Annotated in this window: 21 protein-coding genes, 2 tRNA genes and 2 pseudogenes; 20 read left to right on the forward strand and 5 right to left on the reverse strand. The window is 44.8% G+C overall.

Annotated elements, in window-relative coordinates; translation table 11 throughout:
- Window positions 1-114 precede the first annotated feature (114 nt).
- From DXE31_RS05895 to nagZ, 9 genes and pseudogenes are all read left to right on the forward strand, one after another.
- Window positions 115-1,380, forward strand: a pseudogene (locus DXE31_RS05895) (trypsin-like peptidase domain-containing protein); the annotation flags it as partial.
- A 146-nt stretch (window positions 1,381-1,526) separates the two neighbouring features.
- Window positions 1,527-3,332: a translation elongation factor 4 gene (lepA, locus tag DXE31_RS05900; protein ID WP_114698160.1), complete on the forward strand. Its 1,806-nt coding sequence runs from the start codon at window positions 1,527-1,529 to the stop codon at window positions 3,330-3,332.
- Entirely contained in the window at window positions 3,332-4,138 is an 807-nt protein-coding gene (lepB, locus tag DXE31_RS05905; RefSeq protein WP_114698161.1) for a signal peptidase I, read from the forward strand. The genes lepA and lepB overlap by 1 nt, the downstream gene beginning before the upstream one ends.
- A 5-nt stretch (window positions 4,139-4,143) precedes the next feature.
- A complete protein-coding gene (gene rnc / locus DXE31_RS05910) occupies window positions 4,144-4,935 on the forward strand; it encodes a ribonuclease III (protein WP_114698162.1) in 792 nt (263 codons plus the stop codon).
- A gap of 2 nt (window positions 4,936-4,937) precedes the next feature.
- Complete coding sequence (gene era / locus DXE31_RS05915; RefSeq protein WP_114698163.1) at window positions 4,938-5,873, forward strand: GTPase Era; 936 nt, start codon at window positions 4,938-4,940, stop codon at window positions 5,871-5,873.
- Between the two features lie 5 nt (window positions 5,874-5,878).
- Complete coding sequence (gene recO, locus DXE31_RS05920; protein ID WP_114698164.1) at window positions 5,879-6,613, forward strand: DNA repair protein RecO; 735 nt, start codon at window positions 5,879-5,881, stop codon at window positions 6,611-6,613.
- 12 nt (window positions 6,614-6,625) lie between these two features.
- On the forward strand, window positions 6,626-7,369 hold the full coding sequence (gene pdxJ / locus DXE31_RS05925) for a pyridoxine 5'-phosphate synthase (protein WP_114698165.1): 744 nt from the start codon (window positions 6,626-6,628) through the stop codon (window positions 7,367-7,369).
- A 34-nt stretch (window positions 7,370-7,403) separates the two neighbouring features.
- On the forward strand, window positions 7,404-7,796 hold the full coding sequence (gene acpS / locus DXE31_RS05930) for a holo-ACP synthase (protein ID WP_114698166.1): 393 nt from the start codon (window positions 7,404-7,406) through the stop codon (window positions 7,794-7,796).
- Between the two features lie 21 nt (window positions 7,797-7,817).
- Window positions 7,818-8,703: pseudogene (gene nagZ, locus DXE31_RS05935) on the forward strand (beta-N-acetylhexosaminidase).
- 125 nt (window positions 8,704-8,828) lie between these two features.
- On the opposite strand, the gene DXE31_RS05940 reads toward nagZ, so the two are convergent.
- The 4 genes from DXE31_RS05940 to earP form a co-directional block, all read right to left on the reverse strand.
- Window positions 8,829-9,260: a hypothetical protein gene (locus DXE31_RS05940; RefSeq protein WP_114698167.1), complete on the reverse strand. Its 432-nt coding sequence runs from the start codon at window positions 9,258-9,260 to the stop codon at window positions 8,829-8,831.
- A gap of 155 nt (window positions 9,261-9,415) precedes the next feature.
- Entirely contained in the window at window positions 9,416-9,652 is a 237-nt protein-coding gene (locus DXE31_RS05945; RefSeq protein WP_331852036.1) for a GNAT family N-acetyltransferase, read from the reverse strand.
- Between the two features lie 117 nt (window positions 9,653-9,769).
- Window positions 9,770-10,330 carry an elongation factor P gene (gene efp / locus DXE31_RS05950; protein ID WP_114698169.1) on the reverse strand — a complete coding sequence of 187 codons (561 nt, stop codon included), beginning with the start codon at window positions 10,328-10,330 and terminating at the stop codon, window positions 9,770-9,772.
- An 86-nt stretch (window positions 10,331-10,416) separates the two neighbouring features.
- A complete protein-coding gene (gene earP / locus DXE31_RS05955) occupies window positions 10,417-11,487 on the reverse strand; it encodes an elongation factor P maturation arginine rhamnosyltransferase EarP (RefSeq protein ID WP_114698170.1) in 1,071 nt (356 codons plus the stop codon).
- Between earP and uvrC the strand changes: the two genes are divergently transcribed.
- From uvrC to DXE31_RS05980, 5 genes are all read left to right on the forward strand, one after another.
- Window positions 11,486-13,396 (forward strand): excinuclease ABC subunit UvrC, encoded by a 1,911-nt coding sequence (gene uvrC / locus DXE31_RS05960; protein WP_114698171.1) that lies wholly within the window; start codon window positions 11,486-11,488, stop codon window positions 13,394-13,396. The genes earP and uvrC overlap by 2 nt on opposite strands.
- A 32-nt stretch (window positions 13,397-13,428) precedes the next feature.
- Window positions 13,429-14,004, forward strand: coding sequence for a CDP-diacylglycerol--glycerol-3-phosphate 3-phosphatidyltransferase (pgsA, locus tag DXE31_RS05965; protein WP_114698172.1), 576 nt, complete (start codon window positions 13,429-13,431; stop codon window positions 14,002-14,004).
- 115 nt (window positions 14,005-14,119) lie between these two features.
- Window positions 14,120-14,195 (forward strand) — tRNA-Gly (locus DXE31_RS05970).
- Window positions 14,196-14,244: 49 nt separating this feature from the next.
- Window positions 14,245-14,318, forward strand: a tRNA-Cys gene (locus DXE31_RS05975).
- A gap of 92 nt (window positions 14,319-14,410) precedes the next feature.
- A complete protein-coding gene (locus DXE31_RS05980) occupies window positions 14,411-14,872 on the forward strand; it encodes a hypothetical protein (protein WP_114698173.1) in 462 nt (153 codons plus the stop codon).
- A gap of 71 nt (window positions 14,873-14,943) precedes the next feature.
- On the opposite strand, the gene lexA is transcribed toward DXE31_RS05980, so the two are convergent.
- Window positions 14,944-15,663 carry a transcriptional repressor LexA gene (gene lexA / locus DXE31_RS05985; RefSeq protein ID WP_114698669.1) on the reverse strand — a complete coding sequence of 240 codons (720 nt, stop codon included), beginning with the start codon at window positions 15,661-15,663 and terminating at the stop codon, window positions 14,944-14,946.
- A 61-nt stretch (window positions 15,664-15,724) separates the two neighbouring features.
- On the opposite strand from lexA, the gene DXE31_RS12075 reads away from it, so the two are divergent.
- From DXE31_RS12075 to rplI, 6 genes are all read left to right on the forward strand, one after another.
- The gene (locus DXE31_RS12075) at window positions 15,725-16,021 is read left to right on the forward strand and encodes an asparaginase domain-containing protein (protein ID WP_197712159.1); all 297 of its coding nucleotides are present in this window, start codon (window positions 15,725-15,727) and stop codon (window positions 16,019-16,021) included.
- 26 nt (window positions 16,022-16,047) lie between these two features.
- Window positions 16,048-16,182, forward strand: coding sequence for a hypothetical protein (locus tag DXE31_RS12080; protein WP_197712160.1), 135 nt, complete (start codon window positions 16,048-16,050; stop codon window positions 16,180-16,182).
- 683 nt (window positions 16,183-16,865) lie between these two features.
- Window positions 16,866-17,240 (forward strand): 30S ribosomal protein S6, encoded by a 375-nt coding sequence (rpsF, locus tag DXE31_RS05995; protein WP_114698174.1) that lies wholly within the window; start codon window positions 16,866-16,868, stop codon window positions 17,238-17,240.
- 59 nt (window positions 17,241-17,299) lie between these two features.
- Window positions 17,300-17,593 carry a primosomal replication protein N gene (gene priB / locus DXE31_RS06000; RefSeq protein WP_114698175.1) on the forward strand — a complete coding sequence of 98 codons (294 nt, stop codon included), beginning with the start codon at window positions 17,300-17,302 and terminating at the stop codon, window positions 17,591-17,593.
- A gap of 13 nt (window positions 17,594-17,606) precedes the next feature.
- On the forward strand, window positions 17,607-17,879 hold the full coding sequence (gene rpsR / locus DXE31_RS06005) for a 30S ribosomal protein S18 (protein ID WP_076022861.1): 273 nt from the start codon (window positions 17,607-17,609) through the stop codon (window positions 17,877-17,879).
- A 13-nt stretch (window positions 17,880-17,892) separates the two neighbouring features.
- On the forward strand, window positions 17,893-18,345 hold the full coding sequence (gene rplI / locus DXE31_RS06010) for a 50S ribosomal protein L9 (protein WP_114698176.1): 453 nt from the start codon (window positions 17,893-17,895) through the stop codon (window positions 18,343-18,345).
- Window positions 18,346-18,402: the final 57 nt, after the last annotated feature.

An 18,402-nucleotide genomic window follows, 5' to 3' on the forward strand; every position in this document is an offset into this window, starting at 1 on the left:
ATTCATAATATCTCCATTGTTGGTTTTCAACAAGTAAGTCTATAGCATTATGAAATAAGTTGTTAATTGCGCTCGTGGGCTATCTTTGGCCTTTGGTAATTTACATTTGTCCCGCCAGCTTCTGCACAAAATCCTCGGGTGACGATTCCTGATTTTGCAGACTTAGTCGAGCGCGCTAGCCCAGCAGTTGTTAATAACAACTGAAAAAGTAATGGTTCAGCAAGCACAAGGCGGTATCCCTGGTATGCCAGGGGACCAAGCTGACTTTTTTTGGCATTTCTTTGGTGTACCTATTCCAGGTTTGCCAAATAGCCTAAAGCAAGCACAACCTAACTCTGGTAAGCCACAAGAGGCGGATCGTGGTGTGGGGTCCGGTTTTGTTATTGCAACTAATGGTTTGCTTTTGACAAACGCGCATTTGGTTGAGGGCGCTACAACGATTTATGTCACGCTTACCGATAAGCGTGAATTTAAGGCCAAGTTACTTGGAATGGATAAGCGTACTGACGTAGCGGTAGTAAAAATTGAAGCCCGTGATTTGTCTAAGTTACCTCTAGGAGACTCCTCAAAAGTACGTGTAGGTGTGAATGGGTACTCGCTATAGGGTCCCCCTTTGGTCTTGACAATACTGTGACGGCAGGCATTGTGTCTGCTTACCTTTTATTCAAACTGACGTGGCGGTGAATCCAGGTAATGCAGGTGGTTCCTTATTTGAAGGCGACCGGTCAAGTGATTGGTATTAACTCACAAATTTTCAGTCGCTTGGGTGGCTATATGGGCATCTCTTTTGCAATCCCGATTGATGAGGCCATGCGGGTTGCGGATCAATTGCGCACTAATGGCAAGATGACTCGTGGTCGTATTGGTGTTGCTCTGGACGAGATGACTAAAGAGGTTGCTGAGAGTTGAGGATTAGGTAAACCTCGCGGTGCTTACGTGCGTAATGTTGAACCTGGTGGACCAGCTGCTGCTGGAGGAATGGAAGCGGGAGACGTGATTCTCAGCTTCAATGGCCGTGACATTACCAAATCCACTGACCTACCAAGAGTAGTGTGGTATACCATAGCATTAGTACAAGTATGGCGTAAAGGAGGTACTCGTGATTTGATGGCAACCGTACTCTTGGAGTTGCCGTATCCGAACTATCAAATGCCAAGAAGAAGGATTGGAGCATAAAGGGGTAGAGTTGAAGTCACTGGTGCAGGCGATGGTCCTTTGGCTAGAGCTGGCATACGTCCTGGAGATGTCATTATTCGGGTTGCGGATACCGATGTGACGAGCGTCAAGCAGTTTGAGTCGCTGGTCAAGAGTCTAGACTCCAATAAGGCAGTCCCAGTCTTTATTCGCCGTGTGGACAGCGCTTTTGGCAGTCCTTGGTAAGACCTAAATCACCCTATTTGGCCCTAAAAGAGGGGTTTGGCGCCTTTTGGGCGCCACCCATTACAATCACTTTAAGACGACTTTTTGCAGCGCATCATTGTGGTGCGTTCTGACAAGGCGTTTTTTGAATGACTTATTAAGATGCTATGGATTTAATTCGCAATTTTTCTATCATCGCCCATATTGATCACGGCAAATCGACGCTAGCTGATCGCATTATTCAACTCTGTGGTGGTCTTTCTGATCGCGAAATGGAAGCGCAGGTGCTTGACTCCATGGATATTGAGCGGGAGCGTGGTATCACGATTAAGGCTCAGACAGCTGCCTTAAATTACCAAGCCAAAGACGGCAAGATTTACAACATCAACCTCATTGATACACCTGGACATGTTGACTTCTCGTATGAAGTCAGTCGTTCCTTGTCGACTTGTGAAGGAGCTTTGCTCGTAGTCGATGCTAGCCAAGGGGTTGAGGCTCAGACAGTTGCTAACTGTTATATGGCGCTTGAATTAGGTGTTGAGGTTGTGTCGGTACTCAATAAGATTGATTTACCTCAAGCTGATCCTGACCGAGCAAAAAAAGAAATTGAAGATGTCATTGGTATTGATGCATCTGAAGCGGTTACCTGCTCTGCTAAGACAGGCATGGGTGTTGAAGAGGTGATCGAGGAGATGATTGCAAAGGTACCTCCACCAAAAGGTAATCCATCTGATCCATTGCAAGCTTTGATTATTGATTCGTGGTTTGACAACTACGTTGGCGTTGTTATGTTGATACGAGTAGTCAATGGCACCTTAAAATCAAAAGAAAAAATTACACTAATGGCTAATGGCTCAAGCCATTTAGTAGAGCACGTGGGAGTATTTAGCCCTAAGTCAGTAGATCGCCCGCAATTATCTGCAGGTCAAGTAGGCTTTGTGATCGCCGGTATTAAAGAGTTAAAAGCTGCCAAAGTTGGCGATACTGTTACTCACTCTCCTGGTCAACAAGGTCGAGGACCAGCTGCTGAGCCTTTGCCTGGTTTTAAGGAGGTAAAGTCCCAAGTATTTGCAGGCCTTTATCCAGTAGAGGCCAGCGAATATGATCAATTGCGTGAATCTCTCGAGAAACTCAAATTAAATGATGCTTCTCTTTTGTATGAGCCAGAGGTGTCACAAGCTTTAGGTTTTGGTTTCCGTTGCGGTTTCTTGGGCTTATTGCACATGGAGATTGTGCAAGAGCGTTTAGAGCGCCAGTACGGAATGAGCCTCATAATGACTGCCCCAACAGTGGTCTATCAAGTCCAGCAGTCTGATGGCACCATATTAATGGTAGATAACCCATCGAAGATGCCAGAGACTAGTAAGGTTGATACCATCATGGAGCCGATTGTTACAGTCAATCTCTATATGCCGCAAGAGTATGTTGGTTCGGTGATCACCTTGTGTGTAGGAAAGCGTGGCATCCAAACTGGCTTGAACTATCTGGGTCGTCAGGTCCAGCTTACCTATGAATTACCGATGGCAGAAATCGTGTTGGATTTTTTTGATAGGCTGAAATCAATTTCTCGTGGCTACGCCTCGATGGATTACGAGTTCAAAGAATATCGCCTAGCAGATGTGGTGAAAGTGGATATTTTAATTAATGGCGATCGCGTAGATGCCTTATCAGTCATAGCCCATAGAAGTAATAGTCAGTATCGCGGGCGCGAGGTAGTTGCTAAGATGCGCGGCATTATCCCCCGTCAAATGTTTGATGTGGCGATTCAAGCTGCTATTGGTAGCAATATTGTGGCGCGAGAAAACGTTAAAGCGTTACGTAAAAACGTCTTAGCTAAGTGTTATGGCGGAGATATCTCCCGTAAGCGCAAGTTGTTAGAGAGGCAAAAAGCAGGTAAGAAGCGTATGAAGCAAGTGGGTAACGTGGAGATTCCACAAGAAGCTTTCTTGGCTATTTTACAGGTGGAGGACTGATGAACTTCGCTCTAATTCTTTTTATCCTCGTGATTATTTCTGGAAATGCATGGGTTGCTGATAAGCTCCACTTCGCACCCCAAAGAAAACTTGCTGGCAATGATCGTATGCCATTATGGCTCGAGTACACCGCAGGCTTTTTTCCAGTAATTTGCGCAGTATTTGTTCTGCGTTCTTTCATAGCTGAGCCTTTCAAGATTCCCTCTGGCTCAATGATGCCTACTTTGCAAATTGGCGATTTCATTTTAGTAAATAAATTTACCTACGGAATCCGTTTGCCAGTACTTAACCAAAAAGTAATTGCTTTAGATTCTCCTAAGCGTGGTGATGTCGTCGTGTTTCGCTATCCACGAGATGAGTCGGTTGCTTACATCAAGCGAGTAGTGGCAATCCCTGGCGATGAAGTCACTTATGAAAATAAGTGCTTGATTATTAATGGTCAGCCTCTGCAATATAGTGGTGGAGAGCCATATCTCGACCCTGAGAATATGCGCTATGCCAAACGCTTTACAGAAACTTTCCCAGCAGACTTGGGCGGTAATCGTCATGAAATATTGAATGATCCTGATCGTCCAGCTACCGTATTTCCGACGGAGCGTTTTCCTGGTTCTGAATTTTGCCAGTACCAACAATCTGGCCTGACTTGCAAAGTACCTCCTGGGCATTATTTTGCAATGGGTGATAACCGTGATAACAGTTTAGATTCTCGCTATTGGGGTTTTGTGCCAGATAAGAATATTGTTGGCAGAGCATTTTTTGTTTGGCTCAATTTAGGCAAATTGCGCCGTATAGGCGGATTCGAGTAAGCATCATGAATGCGCGCGCCGTGATTGAAACTGGGCCGCTACAAGAGCGTCTTGGGTATGCCTTTAAAAAGCCAGAGTTACTCAATCAGGCGCTAACTCATCGTAGTCATAGCAAGAAAAACAACGAGCGCCTCGAGTTTTTAGGGGACTCTATTCTCAATTTCGTTGTTGCTGAAATGCTTTATGAACGTTACTCGGATTTGGATGAGGGTGATCTCTCAAGAGTGCGCGCCAATCTAGTGAAGCAACAGGCGTTATATGAAATTGCTCACACTCTATCGTTGTCAGACTACTTGCGCTTGGGTGAAGGCGAATTAAAGAGCGGTGGTTTTCGTCGTCCATCTATTCTTGCGGACACCCTAGAGGCGGTTACAGGTGCCATCTTTATGGATGGTGGTTTTGATGCGGCTAGAACATGCTTGCGCAAACTTTACTCGCTGATTTTGACGCATGTAGATCCAAAAACTTTGGGCAAAGACGATAAAACACTCTTGCAAGAGTGTTTACAAAGCTATCAATTACCCTTACCTGCATACAACGTCACTGGTACTACTGGAGCAGCACATAATCAACAGTTTGAGGTGGAGTGTTTGATTCCTAGTCACAAGGTGGCTGTAAAAGGAGAAGGCGCTTCACGGCGCGCCGCTGAGCAAGCAGCAGCGAAGTTAGCTTTGATTGCTATGCTCAAGACATTACCGCAAGAATCTCGTAAACCCAAGAAAACTCGGTCAGCGAAAAAGAAGGCTGCCAAAAAAGACGCGACCGAAGAGCAGTTCAATCTTAAGCTGAAGGGCTAACCATGTTTAGATGCGGCACTATCGCCATTGTTGGGCGTCCTAACATGGGTAAATCAACACTTCTCAATGCTTTGGTTGGGCAAAAGATCAGCATTACTTCTCGGAAAGCACAGACAACGCGTCATCGGATTCTGGGAATTCAGAATCGTGAAGAAGCGCAATTTATATTTATCGACACGCCAGGTTTTCAGACTCGGCTAATGAATACGCTCAATAAAGCATTGAACCATACTGTGACTACTGCCTTGCAGGATGTGAATGTGGCCTGTTTTGTCGTTGAGGCTGGCTACTTTGGCGAGAATGATAAAAAAGTATTGAAGCTTCTACTGGATAACTTACCTGTTGTCTTGGTGCTAAACAAATTAGATCTCTTTAATAGTCGCTTTCAGACTCCCTCAGAGCGTGATCAAGCATTGTTGAATTTGATGAAAGAAATGGCAAAACCCTGGTGTGATTTGGGTGGTCATGAAGATCAAAAATGTGAGTTTGCTGAAATCGTGCCGATGAGCGCTAAAAGTCCCGGAGATATTGAAAGACTATTAGACGTGCTTGAGGGCTATTTACCTGAGGCACCTGCTATCTATGATGGCGATACGATCACCGATCGAAGCGAGCGTTTTTTGGCGGCCGAAATTCTGCGCGAAAAAGTATTCCGCTTTACAGGTGAAGAGTTGCCTTATACAAGTACTGTAGTGATTGATCAATTCAAGATGGATGGCAAGATGCGACGGATTGCAGCAACAATCTTAGTTGATCGTGATAGTCATAAAGCCATGATGATTGGGCAGAAAGGCGAGCGGCTGAAAAAGATTTCTACTGACGCTCGTATTGATATGGAAAAGCTCTTTGATGGGAAAGTTTTTTTGGAGACATGGATCAAAGTGAAGCGCGGCTGGGCAGATGATCGAGCTGAATTGCGGGCACAAGGGTTGGAATAAATTCAATGGCCTCGATTCGAGTAACTGACGAACCTGCTTTTGTGTTACATAGTATTCCCTACAAGGAAACGAGTCTAATTCTGGATGTCTTTACTAGGCAATATGGCCGTATGGCCTTGATCGCTAAGGGTGCCAAACGCCCTCATTCTACATTGCGTCCTGTGTTGCAGCGCTTTCAGCCGCTTCTAGTTTCATGGAGTGGAAAGTCAGAACTACGCACTTTAACAAAATCAGAGTGGGTAGGCGGCATGCCCTCCTTAGTGGGGGATGCGTTGCTCTGCGGCTTCTATTTGAATGAATTACTGGTTAAGTTTCTAGCACGCGAAGACGATTATGACAAACTATATGATCGCTACGCAGAAACTGTTAATGCTTTATCCAATCTAGAGTTTGAATCTAAGGGCCTAGAAGAGATTCTGCGACCTTTTGAGTTATCGCTTTTGCAGGAGACGGGTTATGCAGCTGCCTTGGATTGCTGTGTTGAAACAAATGAAGCGCCACTAGCTCAGGAGCAATATGTATATCAACCCGAGCGTGGGGTTCGTCCAGTGCAGATTGATGATCCAGGGCACTGGCCTGTTCTGACAGGTAAATCTCTTTTGGCAATGGCGGTAGGTGATTTCTCGGATCCAGCAACGCTTTTGGAGAGTAAGCAATTGATGCGTTTTCTATTGGGCTTGCATCTCCAGGATCAGGTTTTGACCACTCGTCAAATTTTGATCGACTTAAAGAAAATCTAGTAATTTACAGAAATGAGTAGTCGCCAAACCCTTGAACTCGGTATTAATATTGATCACGTTGCCACATTGCGTAATGCACGTGGCACGGTTTACCCTGATCTACTCAGGGCAGCGGTATTAGCCGAGGAATATGGCGCAGACTTGATAACCTTACATTTGCGCGAAGATCGTCGGCATATTAAAGATGCTGATCTATTAGCTTTACGCCCTCTTATCCAAACCCGCATGAATCTCGAGTGTGCAGTAACGTCTGAGATGATTGACATCGCATGTAAAGTTCGCCCTCATGATGTTTGTCTAGTATCCGAAAAGCGTGAAGAAGTAACTACTGAAGGTGGTTTAGATGTATTAGGTCATTATGAAGCGGTAAAGAGTGCAACGAAAAAGTTAGTCGATGCAGGTATACAAGTCTCTTTATTTATCGATCCAGAAGAAAAGCAAATTCAGGCCGCTAAAAATTTGGGTGCAACAGTAGTTGAATTACATACTGGTCGTTATGCAGATTTGGATGGCGCAGAACAAGCTCAAGAGCTGGAGCGCATTCGAAGGGCTGCTATATTCGGAAAAAGTCTCTGTCTGAGGCTCAATGCAGGCCACGGTTTGCATGAGGGAAACGTGAAACCGATTGCAGTCATTACTGAGTTATCTGAGTTGAATATTGGACATGCTATTGTTGCCGAAACCCTTTTTAAGGGTTGGCAAAAAGCAATCGTTGAGATGAAATCCTTGATGGCTCAGGGTAGATCAGGCATTTAAGTATTCATAATAGCAAGATATTATTTCAATTAATATGATCATCGGCATCGGAACTGACATCTTGCAGATCAAGCGCTTACAAGCGGCTTACGATCGTACTAATGGCCGTTTAGCAGAAAAGATTCTAGGATCAGATGAGATGTTGGTATTTCAGCATCGCCTCGCCAGACATCACAAACGGGGTATTGCATTCTTGGCAACCCGCTTTGCCGCAAAGGAGGCTTTCTCTAAAGCGATTGGGCTTGACATGAGAATGCCAATGACGTGGCACTCACTCCAGACTTTGAATGAGTCAAGCGGTAAACCAGTAACATCCTATTTAGGTAAGTTGGCTCAATTTATGCAGGATAACAATTGGGAAGCTCATGTCACTGTGAGTGATGAGCAGGATATGGCGATAGCACACGTCATTGTTACGCAAAAATAAGAGGAAGAAATGAGCAAGATGATGCAGTCCCCTGGACCGATCACTTTAGATATAGTTGGCCTAGATCTCAATGCTGAGGATCGCCGTCGTATCCTGCACTCACTGACTGGTGGTGTGATTTTGTTTGGTAGAAACTTTGCTAATCAAATTAATTTCCGCCATTAAAAAGCCTCGCCCCGATGTTTTAATTTCGATAGACCACGAAGGCGGTCGAGTGCAACGCGCTAAGACAGATGGCTTTACCCACTTGCCTGCAATGCGCAGGCTTGGTGAGCCTTGGGGTGCCAAGAGTAAATCCCAACATCCTGCCGAATCAGCAGCAATTGCTATGGCTGCTGATTCGGCTATGTGCTGGTATCTGAGTTGCGCGCTTGTGGGGTGGATTTTAGTTTTACGCCAGTGTTAGATTTGGATTTTGATCGTAGTAGTGTCATTGGTGATAGATCTTTTAGTCGTGATCCACAAATTGTTTGTGCCTTGGCAAAGAGTCTGAATGAGGGCTTACTGCTTGCTGGGATGGCTAAACTGCGGTAAACATTTTCCTGGTCATGGGTGGGCTGAAGCTGACTCGCATGTTGCTATACCAGTAGATGAACGCAGTCTGAAAGAAATTTTGCATGATGATGCCAAACCATAGCTTGGTTTTGAGGGGGTGTCATCTTCAGTGACGATCTTTCGATGTGGAGGAGGGTGCGACGAGCGTGGCAGGATCGGTGGTGAAGGGCGCAGAGATGGCCCTAAACGCTGGTTGCGATGCAGTTCTGATTTGCAATCGTTTAGATCTTGCCGATCAATTGTTAAGTAAGTTAAAAATATCAAAAGCTAAGAATTAAATTGGCAAGAGCTCCAAACCGAGCCCCGGTACCAGCACGCTAAGGGATTATTGGAGCAATTAGATTTGATTTAAAGAGTTTTATGATTGTTGGGTAATCCTTTGCCATTCTGAAATAACATAATTCTTCATGGCCTCGCCTTGTTCTCATGCACAAACGATGGTGTCTCCTTTGACTGGCTGATATATTTTTTGCAATCTTAAGACGTCACCCTTATTAGAAAAATAAGGCATCCAGGATCCTCAAAAAAACCAATGCTTTCTAATTCAAGATAAGCATTTGCTGCGACATGTTGTTCAATTGGGATGTCTAAATATATAGATACTAGATTTAGGGTTTCAAGCTTGATGAGCTCATCTTTTACTGCAGAAATTAAGTCGCTGCCGATCTGATCTATTGCAATATTTGCAGTCTGAATACTTGAATTAATAACGGTATGAAAAGTTGTCTTGACGATTGCTGCAATATTAGTTACTACGATATTTCGTTGTAGATTTAAAGCAAGCACTAGTGATTTTGTATGTTCAGCATGTTGCGAGGGTATGTAGATGGTGTGCGGGCGATCATTGAATTGCAAATAAAAAACCAGTAATGACATTCTAGTATCCGGATGATGGTCTAAGCCTTTCATGGAAAGGCTTGCAGGAGTGTCTCCAATAAATCAACCTGCCTCCTTTGCGTTACAGGCAATCATTTCATGTTGGCTATACGGATGATTTATTACGCATTCGGTTCAAAATCCAGGTAAAGATAGTGCTTGAGCGATTTCAATTCGCATTTTGGCCATCATTTCAGAATATGTTGACCCCTGAAGTTTGGGTCAACCATCATCTTTCCGGCTTCAGGCGAAATATTATGGGGGCCATCAAACGTCAGGGCGCAGTGTCCAACAATTTGGCCGTCATCGGTTTTTGCAACTACTGAATGCATCAGCTTGATTTGAATCATTTCTTCTAGTTGGTCAATGTCATACATGACCTTATTTGGATAGCTGTCACCGTAACAGCGGCGAACACAGTCGATTAATTAATGAAGATCAGCAATATTAAGCCGGCAACTGTGTGGGGAAGTGGGTATGGTTTGTGCTCGGGAAATAAAAAAGCCCGGCATGCCGGGCTTTGATGATCTGCGCGAGCTTTATTAGTTAGCACGGCTACGGTATTCGCCAGTGCGAGTATCGATCTCAATCTTGTCACCAGTGTTGCAGAACAAGGGTACTTGCAATTCATAGCCAGTAGCTAGCTTTGCATTTTTGAGAACCTTACCTGAACTGGTATCCCCTTTGACTGCTGGTTCTGTATAGATGATTTCACGAACTAGTGAGTTCGGCATTGCCACTGAAAGTGCTTTACCTTCATAGAACACTACTTCACAAGGCATGCTTTCCTCGAGGTAGTTCAATGCATCACCCATAAACTCTGCTTCTACTTCATACTGGTTGTAATCAGAATCCATGAAAACGTACATTGGATCCGCAAAGTAAGAGTAAATGCACTCTTTTTTGTCGAGAATTACCACATCAAACTTGTCATCAGCTTTGAAGACGCATTCGTTTGGTGCGCCGGTTAATAAGTTCTTAAATTTCATTTTCACAACTGAAGAGTTGCGGCCAGAGCGGCTATATTCGGCTTTTAAAACAACCATGGCATCGGTGCCAATCATGACTACGTTGCCAATGCGGAGTTCTTGTGCTGTTTTCATATTGCTATTCCTGGGGGCAGAGCTATTTTTCTGCGGATTTATCAAAAACAAAATTGTAACCGCCTGCAAGCCTTTATTGTTTGGGATTAGGTGAGAAAACTGATTAAACGCGCTGGCAAGCCACCATCCTCATGTTTTTCAAGTAAATGGGTCCGCCAGTGTTTGGCATGTAAATGCCAAATCTCTAGCTTGTTGAACCATTCGCTCGGCATCGCCCAGGCCATGGCGGCAATTGTGACAAGCTTTAATGCTTGGCTTGCATTCTCAAGATATAGATCAAGAAATGCTGCTAATTTCACTTCATGGGCGCGATCTACTTGTGGGTAAATGTGCCAAATAAAGGGTTTGCCTGCTAACTGCGCTCTTACAAAAGAATCTTCTCCGCGGACGATATTCAAGTCGCACTGCGCTAAGACCCAGTCATATTCATCTTGAGTGACAAATGGTATGGACAGTAATTGGAGACTGTTTGGTAGAGATAGCGACTGCTCTCCATGCAAATTTAATTGCTCGGCATGTCCATGCGTTAGTAAGACATCAACATCTTCACCCAAGTGACTTAAGCTTTCAAGCCATTTTTTTAGAGGCGCGCCTGGGTAGCAGAAAACGCTAATGCGTTTTGCAGTAGGACGCAATTTCGACCAAGCCGCTGTTAAGTCCTTTGGGATCTGATTTTCAGTAAGCGGACCCTCTTTAGGGATCGGATCCAATAACAATCCACCAACTTCATCTTGAAAGCCGGGAAAGAAAAAATACTTAGGTATGCCATGGGATTGAGGCGAGGCTTTGCCATGACACTCAGTTATCCAAGGTTCCGCACTTAAGTACTCTAAGTTGAGAATGATTGGTTTGACAGGTGCGATAAATAGGCCAGTAAGGTAGCACTCTGGCAAATCACAACCAAATACCTCAATGACGACATCAGGTGCTTGAACAGGATGCCTGGCGTTAATAAAGCTGGATTCCCAGGGTTGTAAGTCAATCTTTTGTCTAATTGTTGGGTCAACCCCGGATGCGAGTAAATTGAGGGTTGGCAGATCATCACAAAAAATGCGGGCGTCTTGCCCATGAATGCTTGATAAGCTTCGGGCTAGACGCCAGCAAACACCGGCATCACCATAGTTATCGACGATTTGGCAGAAAATATCCCAACGCATGAGTCATTCGCTTTTTGAAACCCTTCAGCAGGATGTTAAACGGTTACCCGGATTGCCGGGGGTATATCGCTTTTTTGATGAATCGGGACATATTTTGTATGTTGGCAAAGCGCGTAACCTTAAAAAGCGAGTCTCTAGTTATTTTCAACGGACTCAGTTATCCCCGCGGATAGAGTTGATGGTCGGCAAGATTGCTCGCTACGAAACAACGGTAACACGAACCGAAACCGAGGCTCTTATTCTCGAGAACAATCTCATCAAAGAGATGGCTCCACCCTTCAATATTTTATTTAGAGATGATAAGTCATACCCTTATGTAATGTTAACGGGACATCAATTTCCAAGACTGACATCTTATCGCGGTAAGGTGGATAAGCGTAATCATTACTTCGGTCCATTTCCAAACAGTTGGGCAGTCCGCAATAGCGTGCAAATTCTTCAGAAAGTTTTTCGCTTAAGAACTTGCGAAGATTCCGTATTTAAGAATCGCAGTCGCCCCTGTCTTTTGCATCAGATCCATCGTTGTAGCGCTCCCTGCGTTGGCCGTCTTAGTGTTGAGCAGTATGGGCAAGACGTGGCACAGGCTTCTCGTTTTTTAGAGGGTGACCATAACCAGGTGCTATCCGAGCTAGCAAAAGAAATGCATAAGCATAGCGATGCAATGGAATTTGAGATGGCTGCTGTTTTGCGTGAGCGTATTGCCGACTTATCTAGCGTGCTGCAGCAACAGTCAATGGATGCAGTAGCTGAAGGGGCGGGAGATGTGGATATTATTGCTGTTGCGCAAATGGAGGGTTTGATTTGTGTTAACTGGGCAATGGTTCGCGGTGGAAGACACTTAGGTGATAGAGTTTACTTTCCTCAAGGTTTGCGAACTATCTCGGGAGAGCTCCCATTACCAGCAGAAATATTAGAAGCATTTATTGCTCAACATTATTTAGAGGAGCATGCGGATGAGGCCGTAACCAATTTAATTCCGCCTGTATTAGTTCTCAATCATGCGCTGCAGACTATAAATGACGACCGTACTCAGCATAATGAATTACCCCCTGAAGGTTTGCATGCATTGCTTAATGCGCAAGCAGGTAGAAAAATTACCTTCTTGCATCAACCCCAGGGTCACAGACGTCATTGGCTTGCAATGGCAGAAGGTAATGCCAAGATTGCCTTAACCAAACGTTTGGTCGAGACAGGTGGACCGCTCGCAAGAACGCGCGCCTTAGCTGATATCTTGAGTCTTGAGTTGGAAAGTCTTGAGCAATTGCGTATTGAATGTTTTGATATTAGCCACACCTCTGGAGAGGCGACCCAAGCATCTTGTGTGGTCTATGCTAAAAATGCGATGCAATCGAGTGAGTACCGACGCTTTAACATCAATGACATTACGCCTGGTGACGACTATGCAGCAATGCGGCAGGTTTTACAAAGACGTTATGCCAACTTTCAAGAGTTACCAATAGAAAAAATTCCTCAAGTAATTTTGATTGATGGCGGTAAAGGTCAAGTGGAAATGGCAAGACAAGTTCTTGCTGAATTTGGTATGGACGTAGGCATGATTGTTGGTGTTGCTAAAGGAGAGGTGCGCAAAGTAGGTTTAGAGACCTTGATCTTCGCGGATGGCCGTCCAGCCTTAGAGCTGGGTATTGATAGCGCTGCTCTGTTATTGCTTGCGCAGATACGAGATGAGGCACACCGCTTTGCCATTACCGGTATGCGTGCTAAGCGTGCCAAAGCCAGAACTATTTCACGCCTAGAGGAGATCGAAAGTATCGGGGCTAAACGTCGTCAAAAGTTATTGGCTCGATTTGGAGGTCTTAGAGGGGTTGCCAACGCAAGTATTGAGGAGATAGCGAGTGTTGAGGGGGTCTCATTGACCCTTGCCGAGCAGATATATCGTCAGCTTCATTAGGGTCAAGGGTGTTCTTGGTTTATGCTTATTAGATGCCCTTTAATCTACCTATTGCTCTAACCTGGTTGCGTGTTGCAGCCATTCCGTTGTTGGTGGCAGTTTTTTATCTACCAAATGCTTGGTTCACCCCATTTGAGAAGAATCTCGTAGCAGCAATCATTTTTATCTTTGCAGCGATTACCGATTGGTTGGATGGATTTTTAGCGCGTCGTTTAAAGCAAGAGTCTGCATTTGGTCGGTTTTTAGATCCCGTGGCTGACAAATTAATTGTGGCGGCAGCTCTACTAGTGCTCTTAAATATGGATCGTGTACAGGTCTGGGTAGCGCTCATTATTATTGGTCGTGAAATTACCATCTCAGCTCTCAGAGAGTGGATGGCTTTATTGGGCGCTGGAAAAAGTGTCGCCGTTTATGTGGTTGGTAAGCTAAAAACAACCGCTCAATTAGTCGCTATCCCTTTTTTACTAATCAATGACACTGTATTTGGTTGGTTAAATTGCGCGCAAATAGGAACTTGGTTAATTTGGATTGCCGCTTTTTTGACGCTTTGGTCAATGTTCTATTACATGAAAAAGGCCTTGCCGCAGCTTGCTGGAAAAATCGACTAACTCTTTGAAAGTCCGCCAGCTAAGCCTCTGTGGGGAATTCAATTCCCACAGAGTTTAAGTTTTACCAGAAAAAGTGCTTTCTCTCCGATTGTTTGTTAAACTACTGCCCTGTTATGCGGGAATAGCTCAGCTGGTAGAGCGATACCTTGCCAAGGTATAGGTCGGGAGTTCGAACCTCCTTTCCCGCTCCAAGTTCGATGGGAAGCCTTTAAAAGCTTCCCATTTTTGATTCAAAAGTATGGCGCGTTGGCCGAGCGGTTAGGCAGGAGCCTGCAAAGCTTCGTACGGGGGTTCGATTCCCTCACGCGCCTCCAGTAATTTGTCTTGACGAATTAGGCGTATCCTCTAAAATACTTTTAACTAATGTAATTAAAAGCGTCAGTTACTCTAATCAAACAAAGCACAAATGATCACAACGCAAACCCTTAAAGTCAGTGCCCTTACATTATTTTTAGTGGCACTTTTGGGTGCCTGTGCCAGTTCAGGGGATTCACCTACTGGAACAGCAGAAGAAATTCAGGAAGTACAGACTCAGCTTTTGGGTGATATGCCTTTGCCGCAGGGCGCGCGTCTTGCGGGCCGTGCATCCATCATCATTGGTCGCGGTAATGAGTGGGTTGGAAGAGCAGTGGTAAATGCACTGCAAGGTGCAACTGATGTTTACGCATTCTTCCAGTCTGAGTATCCAAAAAGTGGTTGGACAACAGTGACTGCGGTAAAAGCAAAAACCAGTATCTTGGTTTTTACAAAGGCTGATAGAACAGCTACGATAGAAATTATTGATGAATCTATTGGTGGGCCTAAATCAGTCATCATCGTTACTTCATCGCCGAAGAACGCAAACGTGGTTGCCCCAATTCGCAAGTAATGCGTTTTTAGCATCGAACTGAATAAAAAAGGCCTCTATAAAGAGGGTTTTTGCTTTATAAGTACTGGTGATTACAGTACTGCAGCTCTAATTAAGCCGACCGCCTGCCCTTCAATTGCAAGGTTGGGTTGACGACTGTCTACCAGAATATTTGTGAAGTCTGGGTTTTCTGCTTGAAGTTCAATGACCATGCCATTAGCAGTTTTCTTTTGTTGCCATCGTTTAACTGTTACCTCATCATCAAGACGCGCAACAACGATATCACCATTACGAACTTCAGTTGTTATTCTAACAGCCAGATAATCGCCATCTAAAATTCCAGCATCGCGCATGCTCATACCCTTTACTTTTAGTAAGTAATCTGCACCTGTGCTAAATACGGTGGAATCAATCAGAACTTGTTTCTCAATATGTTCTATTGCCATGATTGGAGATCCAGCAGCAACTCGTCCAATCAAAGGCAGTGTAAGTTGTTGTAATGCGCCCGAAGGGCGAGATAGTTGACGATGCTTATTGCTGTGATGCGATTGATTAAATCGTTGTAGCATGCGAATGCCGCGCGAAGTCCCAGGAGTTAACTCGATATAACCTTTTTTTGCTAGAGCGCGCAGATGTTCCTCGGCAGCATTAGCGGATGCAAATCCTAATTGAGTTGCAATTTCAGCACGTGTCGGTGGAAGTCCACTTTCATCGATGGCTTTGGTGATTAACGCTAAAATCTCATTCTGACGTGGAGTGAGCTTGGGGAGGGCAGTCAGCTCCTCTGGAAAATCGACTGTATTTATGTCCATACTGGGATTGTATACAACAGCATTTGATAGATCAAGCAATTTAAGGGGGGGGTAATAGGGCATGAGCATAACTGCACAGAATGCTCAACATTTACCCCGTATCTTGGTTTTGGGTATGGGTGGCACGATTGCAGGTTTGGCGGCCAATCCATCTCATATAGGCCAATGGAATATGAAGCTGGCCAATATCAACAGCCGCAATCTCACTGAACCCCTAATGACCATTATAGGTCAATCTGTGAGGGAAGCCCTAGGTAATCCAATGGATATAGGCGTAGTGATCACTCACGGAACGGATGCTATTGAAGAGGCAGGCGTTTCCTGTAGCTTATCTGCGGGAAATATGCTCAAAATTTAGGCAAGCGAGTCATTTTTACCGGTGCCATGTTGCCAGCAAATGCACCACATGCTGATGGCCTATCCAATCTTTTAGATGCTATTCGCTGGGTCTCTACTCCAATCGATAATTATCCTGGAGGTGTCTATGCTGTTATCGATAGCAGGGGAGATGCTTGGTAATGGACTTACCAAAGCGTTATGGCAGCGCTCTGAATGCCCCTATTCAGGCTTCCCCAAGCGGTGCACAGTAGGGGTTGTTAATTAATCCTTCTTGGCTATCGGGCGTAAAAGCAGTTCTAGCTCTCTGGAACGAGGATGTGCCAGTTCCAAAAAAAAACGAATGGCCATGGATGGGTAGAGATATTGACGAGCCATGCAGGTGCTCGCTTTGAGACTGTTACTCATTGGCTGAGCTCTAAAGTAAAGGGCTTAGTTCTTGCTGGTACGTAGTGGACTTCATGATGCCTGGAAAGACTCGCTACTGGCGGCTGTAAAGCATGGGATTGCCCTAGTTCGTACTTCGAGAACCGGTGCAGGAGAAGTCTCGCCTGACTTGCTCGAAAAGGATATTTCTGGATGTTTAGCTTCGGGCAGTCTTTCCGCTCCCTGAGCCAGAATTGTGCTCCAATTAGCCCTGAATGCTGAAAAACAGGCTCAAACGGCAGGTACATCCCTGACTTGGCAGGATTGTTTTTGCTAGAATAGCGATCTTGCCTGTTATCCGGTAAGCGCTGAAAAGTGGTTGTTAAAAGTGTTGTTAGCATTACCTATAATTTGTTACTACCTTGTCACACTGGCGCTGAGTTCACAACCATCAGAACTTAGCAAGACGCCCAGGTGACTTTATCCTTAAGGAGTGTTTGATGCGTCATTATGAAATCATCTTTATCGTCCATCCGGACCAAAGCGAGCAAGTGCCAGCGATGATCGATCGCTACAAAGCTACATTAGCAGCTGCGGGCGGCAAAATCCATCGCATGGAAGACTGGGGGCGTCGTCAGATGGCTTACATGATCGACAAGCTTGCTAAAGCCCATTACGTTTGCATGAATATTGAGTGCAACCAGAAGACTCTGGAAGAGCTCGAGCATGCGTTCAAATTTAACGATGCTGTTTTGCGTCACCTCATCATCAAGACTAAGAAAGCTGAAACAGAGCCTTCCATCATGATGAAAGAAGGGCAACGCGAAGAAGCACGCAAATCAGCCCAAGCTGACGCTCCTGTAGCGACAGTCTAAGTGAAAAATTTGAAGAGGAATTCACAGACTAGAGAATCTATCAGAGAAGCGGAGCGGCGTTGAATCATTTCACCCTCACTGCAATCTTGGTATCTAAAGACGCGATTCGATTTACACCAGCAGGAATACCGGTGATGCATTGCCAGCTAGAACATAGTGGCCAGGCATACGAGGTAGGGGTTGCAAGGAAAATTCAGATGAACGTTGAAGCCATCACGATCGGTCCGATACAAAAGGATCTGGAGCGAATGGATTTAGGTGCTGAGGCAGTGTTTGAGGGATTCTTAGCACCCAAGACTCTACATAATCAAAGACTTGTTTTCCATATTACCCATATTCAATTGAAAAATTAAAGAGGAAATCATCATGGCGTTTGGAAAGAAACCCGATTTCAAAAAGAAACCTGCTCAGAACCCACTGTTCAAGCGTAAGCGTTATTGCCGTTTTACTGTTGCTGGTGTAGAACAAATCGACTACAAAGATGTAGATACATTGAAGGACTTTATTGGTGAAAACGCCAAGATTACTCCAGCTCGTTTGACTGGCACAAAAGCAAAATATCAACGTCAATTAGACACTGCTATCAAACGTGCCCGTTTCTTGGCCTTGTTGCCATTCTCCGATCAACATAAGAAATAATTAGGAGCCCTCAATGCAAATTATTCTTTTAGAAAAAGTTATTAACTTGGGCAACCTTGGCGACGTCGTTCGCGTTAAAGATGGTTACGCTCGTAATTTCTTAATTCCTCAACGCAAAGCTCGTCGTGCTACAGAGGCGGCGATTGCTGATTTCGCAACTCGTCGTGCTGAGTTGGAAAAATTGGCTGCTGAAAAATTGGCTGCTGCTGAAGCGGTTGGCGTTAAGCTTAAAGACTTGGTTCTCGAAATCGATCAAAAGGCAGGTGTTGATGGTCGCTTGTTTGGTTCTGTAACCAATCATGACATTGCTGACGCTTTAAAAGCTAAAGGTTTTACGATTGAGAAAGCCGCAATCCGTATGCCTACTGGCCCATTGAAAATGGTTGGTGATCATCCTGTAGCAGTTGCTGTTCATACCGACGTTGTTGCAGATGTCATGATTCGTGTAGTTGGTGAGCACGCTTAAGTTTTAATTCTTAGGTTCTAGGAACCTCGCTGGTCTCATGGCTGAATCCCGTCGTTC

It is taken from the genome of Polynucleobacter necessarius, assembly GCF_900095185.1.
GTDB lineage: Bacteria > Pseudomonadota > Gammaproteobacteria > Burkholderiales > Burkholderiaceae > Polynucleobacter.

What these genes read in the sequence shown, in the direction of transcription:
- lepA (WP_114698160.1), top strand. Translation starts at nt 1,527, where the DNA reads ATGGATTTAATTCGCAATTTTTCTATCATCGCCCATATTGATCACGGC.
- lepB (WP_114698161.1), top strand. Translation starts at nt 3,332, where the DNA reads ATGAACTTCGCTCTAATTCTTTTTATCCTCGTGATTATTTCTGGAAAT.
- rnc (WP_114698162.1), top strand. Translation starts at nt 4,144, where the DNA reads ATGAATGCGCGCGCCGTGATTGAAACTGGGCCGCTACAAGAGCGTCTT.
- era (WP_114698163.1), top strand. Translation starts at nt 4,938, where the DNA reads ATGTTTAGATGCGGCACTATCGCCATTGTTGGGCGTCCTAACATGGGT.
- recO (WP_114698164.1), top strand. Translation starts at nt 5,879, where the DNA reads ATGGCCTCGATTCGAGTAACTGACGAACCTGCTTTTGTGTTACATAGT.
- pdxJ (WP_114698165.1), top strand. Translation starts at nt 6,626, where the DNA reads ATGAGTAGTCGCCAAACCCTTGAACTCGGTATTAATATTGATCACGTT.
- acpS (WP_114698166.1), top strand. Translation starts at nt 7,404, where the DNA reads ATGATCATCGGCATCGGAACTGACATCTTGCAGATCAAGCGCTTACAA.
- DXE31_RS05940 (WP_114698167.1), bottom strand. Translation starts at nt 9,260, where the DNA reads ATGAAAGGCTTAGACCATCATCCGGATACTAGAATGTCATTACTGGTT.
- efp (WP_114698169.1), bottom strand. Translation starts at nt 10,330, where the DNA reads ATGAAAACAGCACAAGAACTCCGCATTGGCAACGTAGTCATGATTGGC.
- uvrC (WP_114698171.1), top strand. Translation starts at nt 11,486, where the DNA reads ATGAGTCATTCGCTTTTTGAAACCCTTCAGCAGGATGTTAAACGGTTA.
- earP (WP_114698170.1), bottom strand. Translation starts at nt 11,487, where the DNA reads ATGCGTTGGGATATTTTCTGCCAAATCGTCGATAACTATGGTGATGCC.
- pgsA (WP_114698172.1), top strand. Translation starts at nt 13,429, where the DNA reads ATGCCCTTTAATCTACCTATTGCTCTAACCTGGTTGCGTGTTGCAGCC.
- DXE31_RS05980 (WP_114698173.1), top strand. Translation starts at nt 14,411, where the DNA reads ATGATCACAACGCAAACCCTTAAAGTCAGTGCCCTTACATTATTTTTA.
- lexA (WP_114698669.1), bottom strand. Translation starts at nt 15,663, where the DNA reads ATGGACATAAATACAGTCGATTTTCCAGAGGAGCTGACTGCCCTCCCC.
- DXE31_RS12075 (WP_197712159.1), top strand. Translation starts at nt 15,725, where the DNA reads ATGAGCATAACTGCACAGAATGCTCAACATTTACCCCGTATCTTGGTT.
- DXE31_RS12080 (WP_197712160.1), top strand. Translation starts at nt 16,048, where the DNA reads ATGTTGCCAGCAAATGCACCACATGCTGATGGCCTATCCAATCTTTTA.
- rpsF (WP_114698174.1), top strand. Translation starts at nt 16,866, where the DNA reads ATGCGTCATTATGAAATCATCTTTATCGTCCATCCGGACCAAAGCGAG.
- rpsR (WP_076022861.1), top strand. Translation starts at nt 17,607, where the DNA reads ATGGCGTTTGGAAAGAAACCCGATTTCAAAAAGAAACCTGCTCAGAAC.
- rplI (WP_114698176.1), top strand. Translation starts at nt 17,893, where the DNA reads ATGCAAATTATTCTTTTAGAAAAAGTTATTAACTTGGGCAACCTTGGC.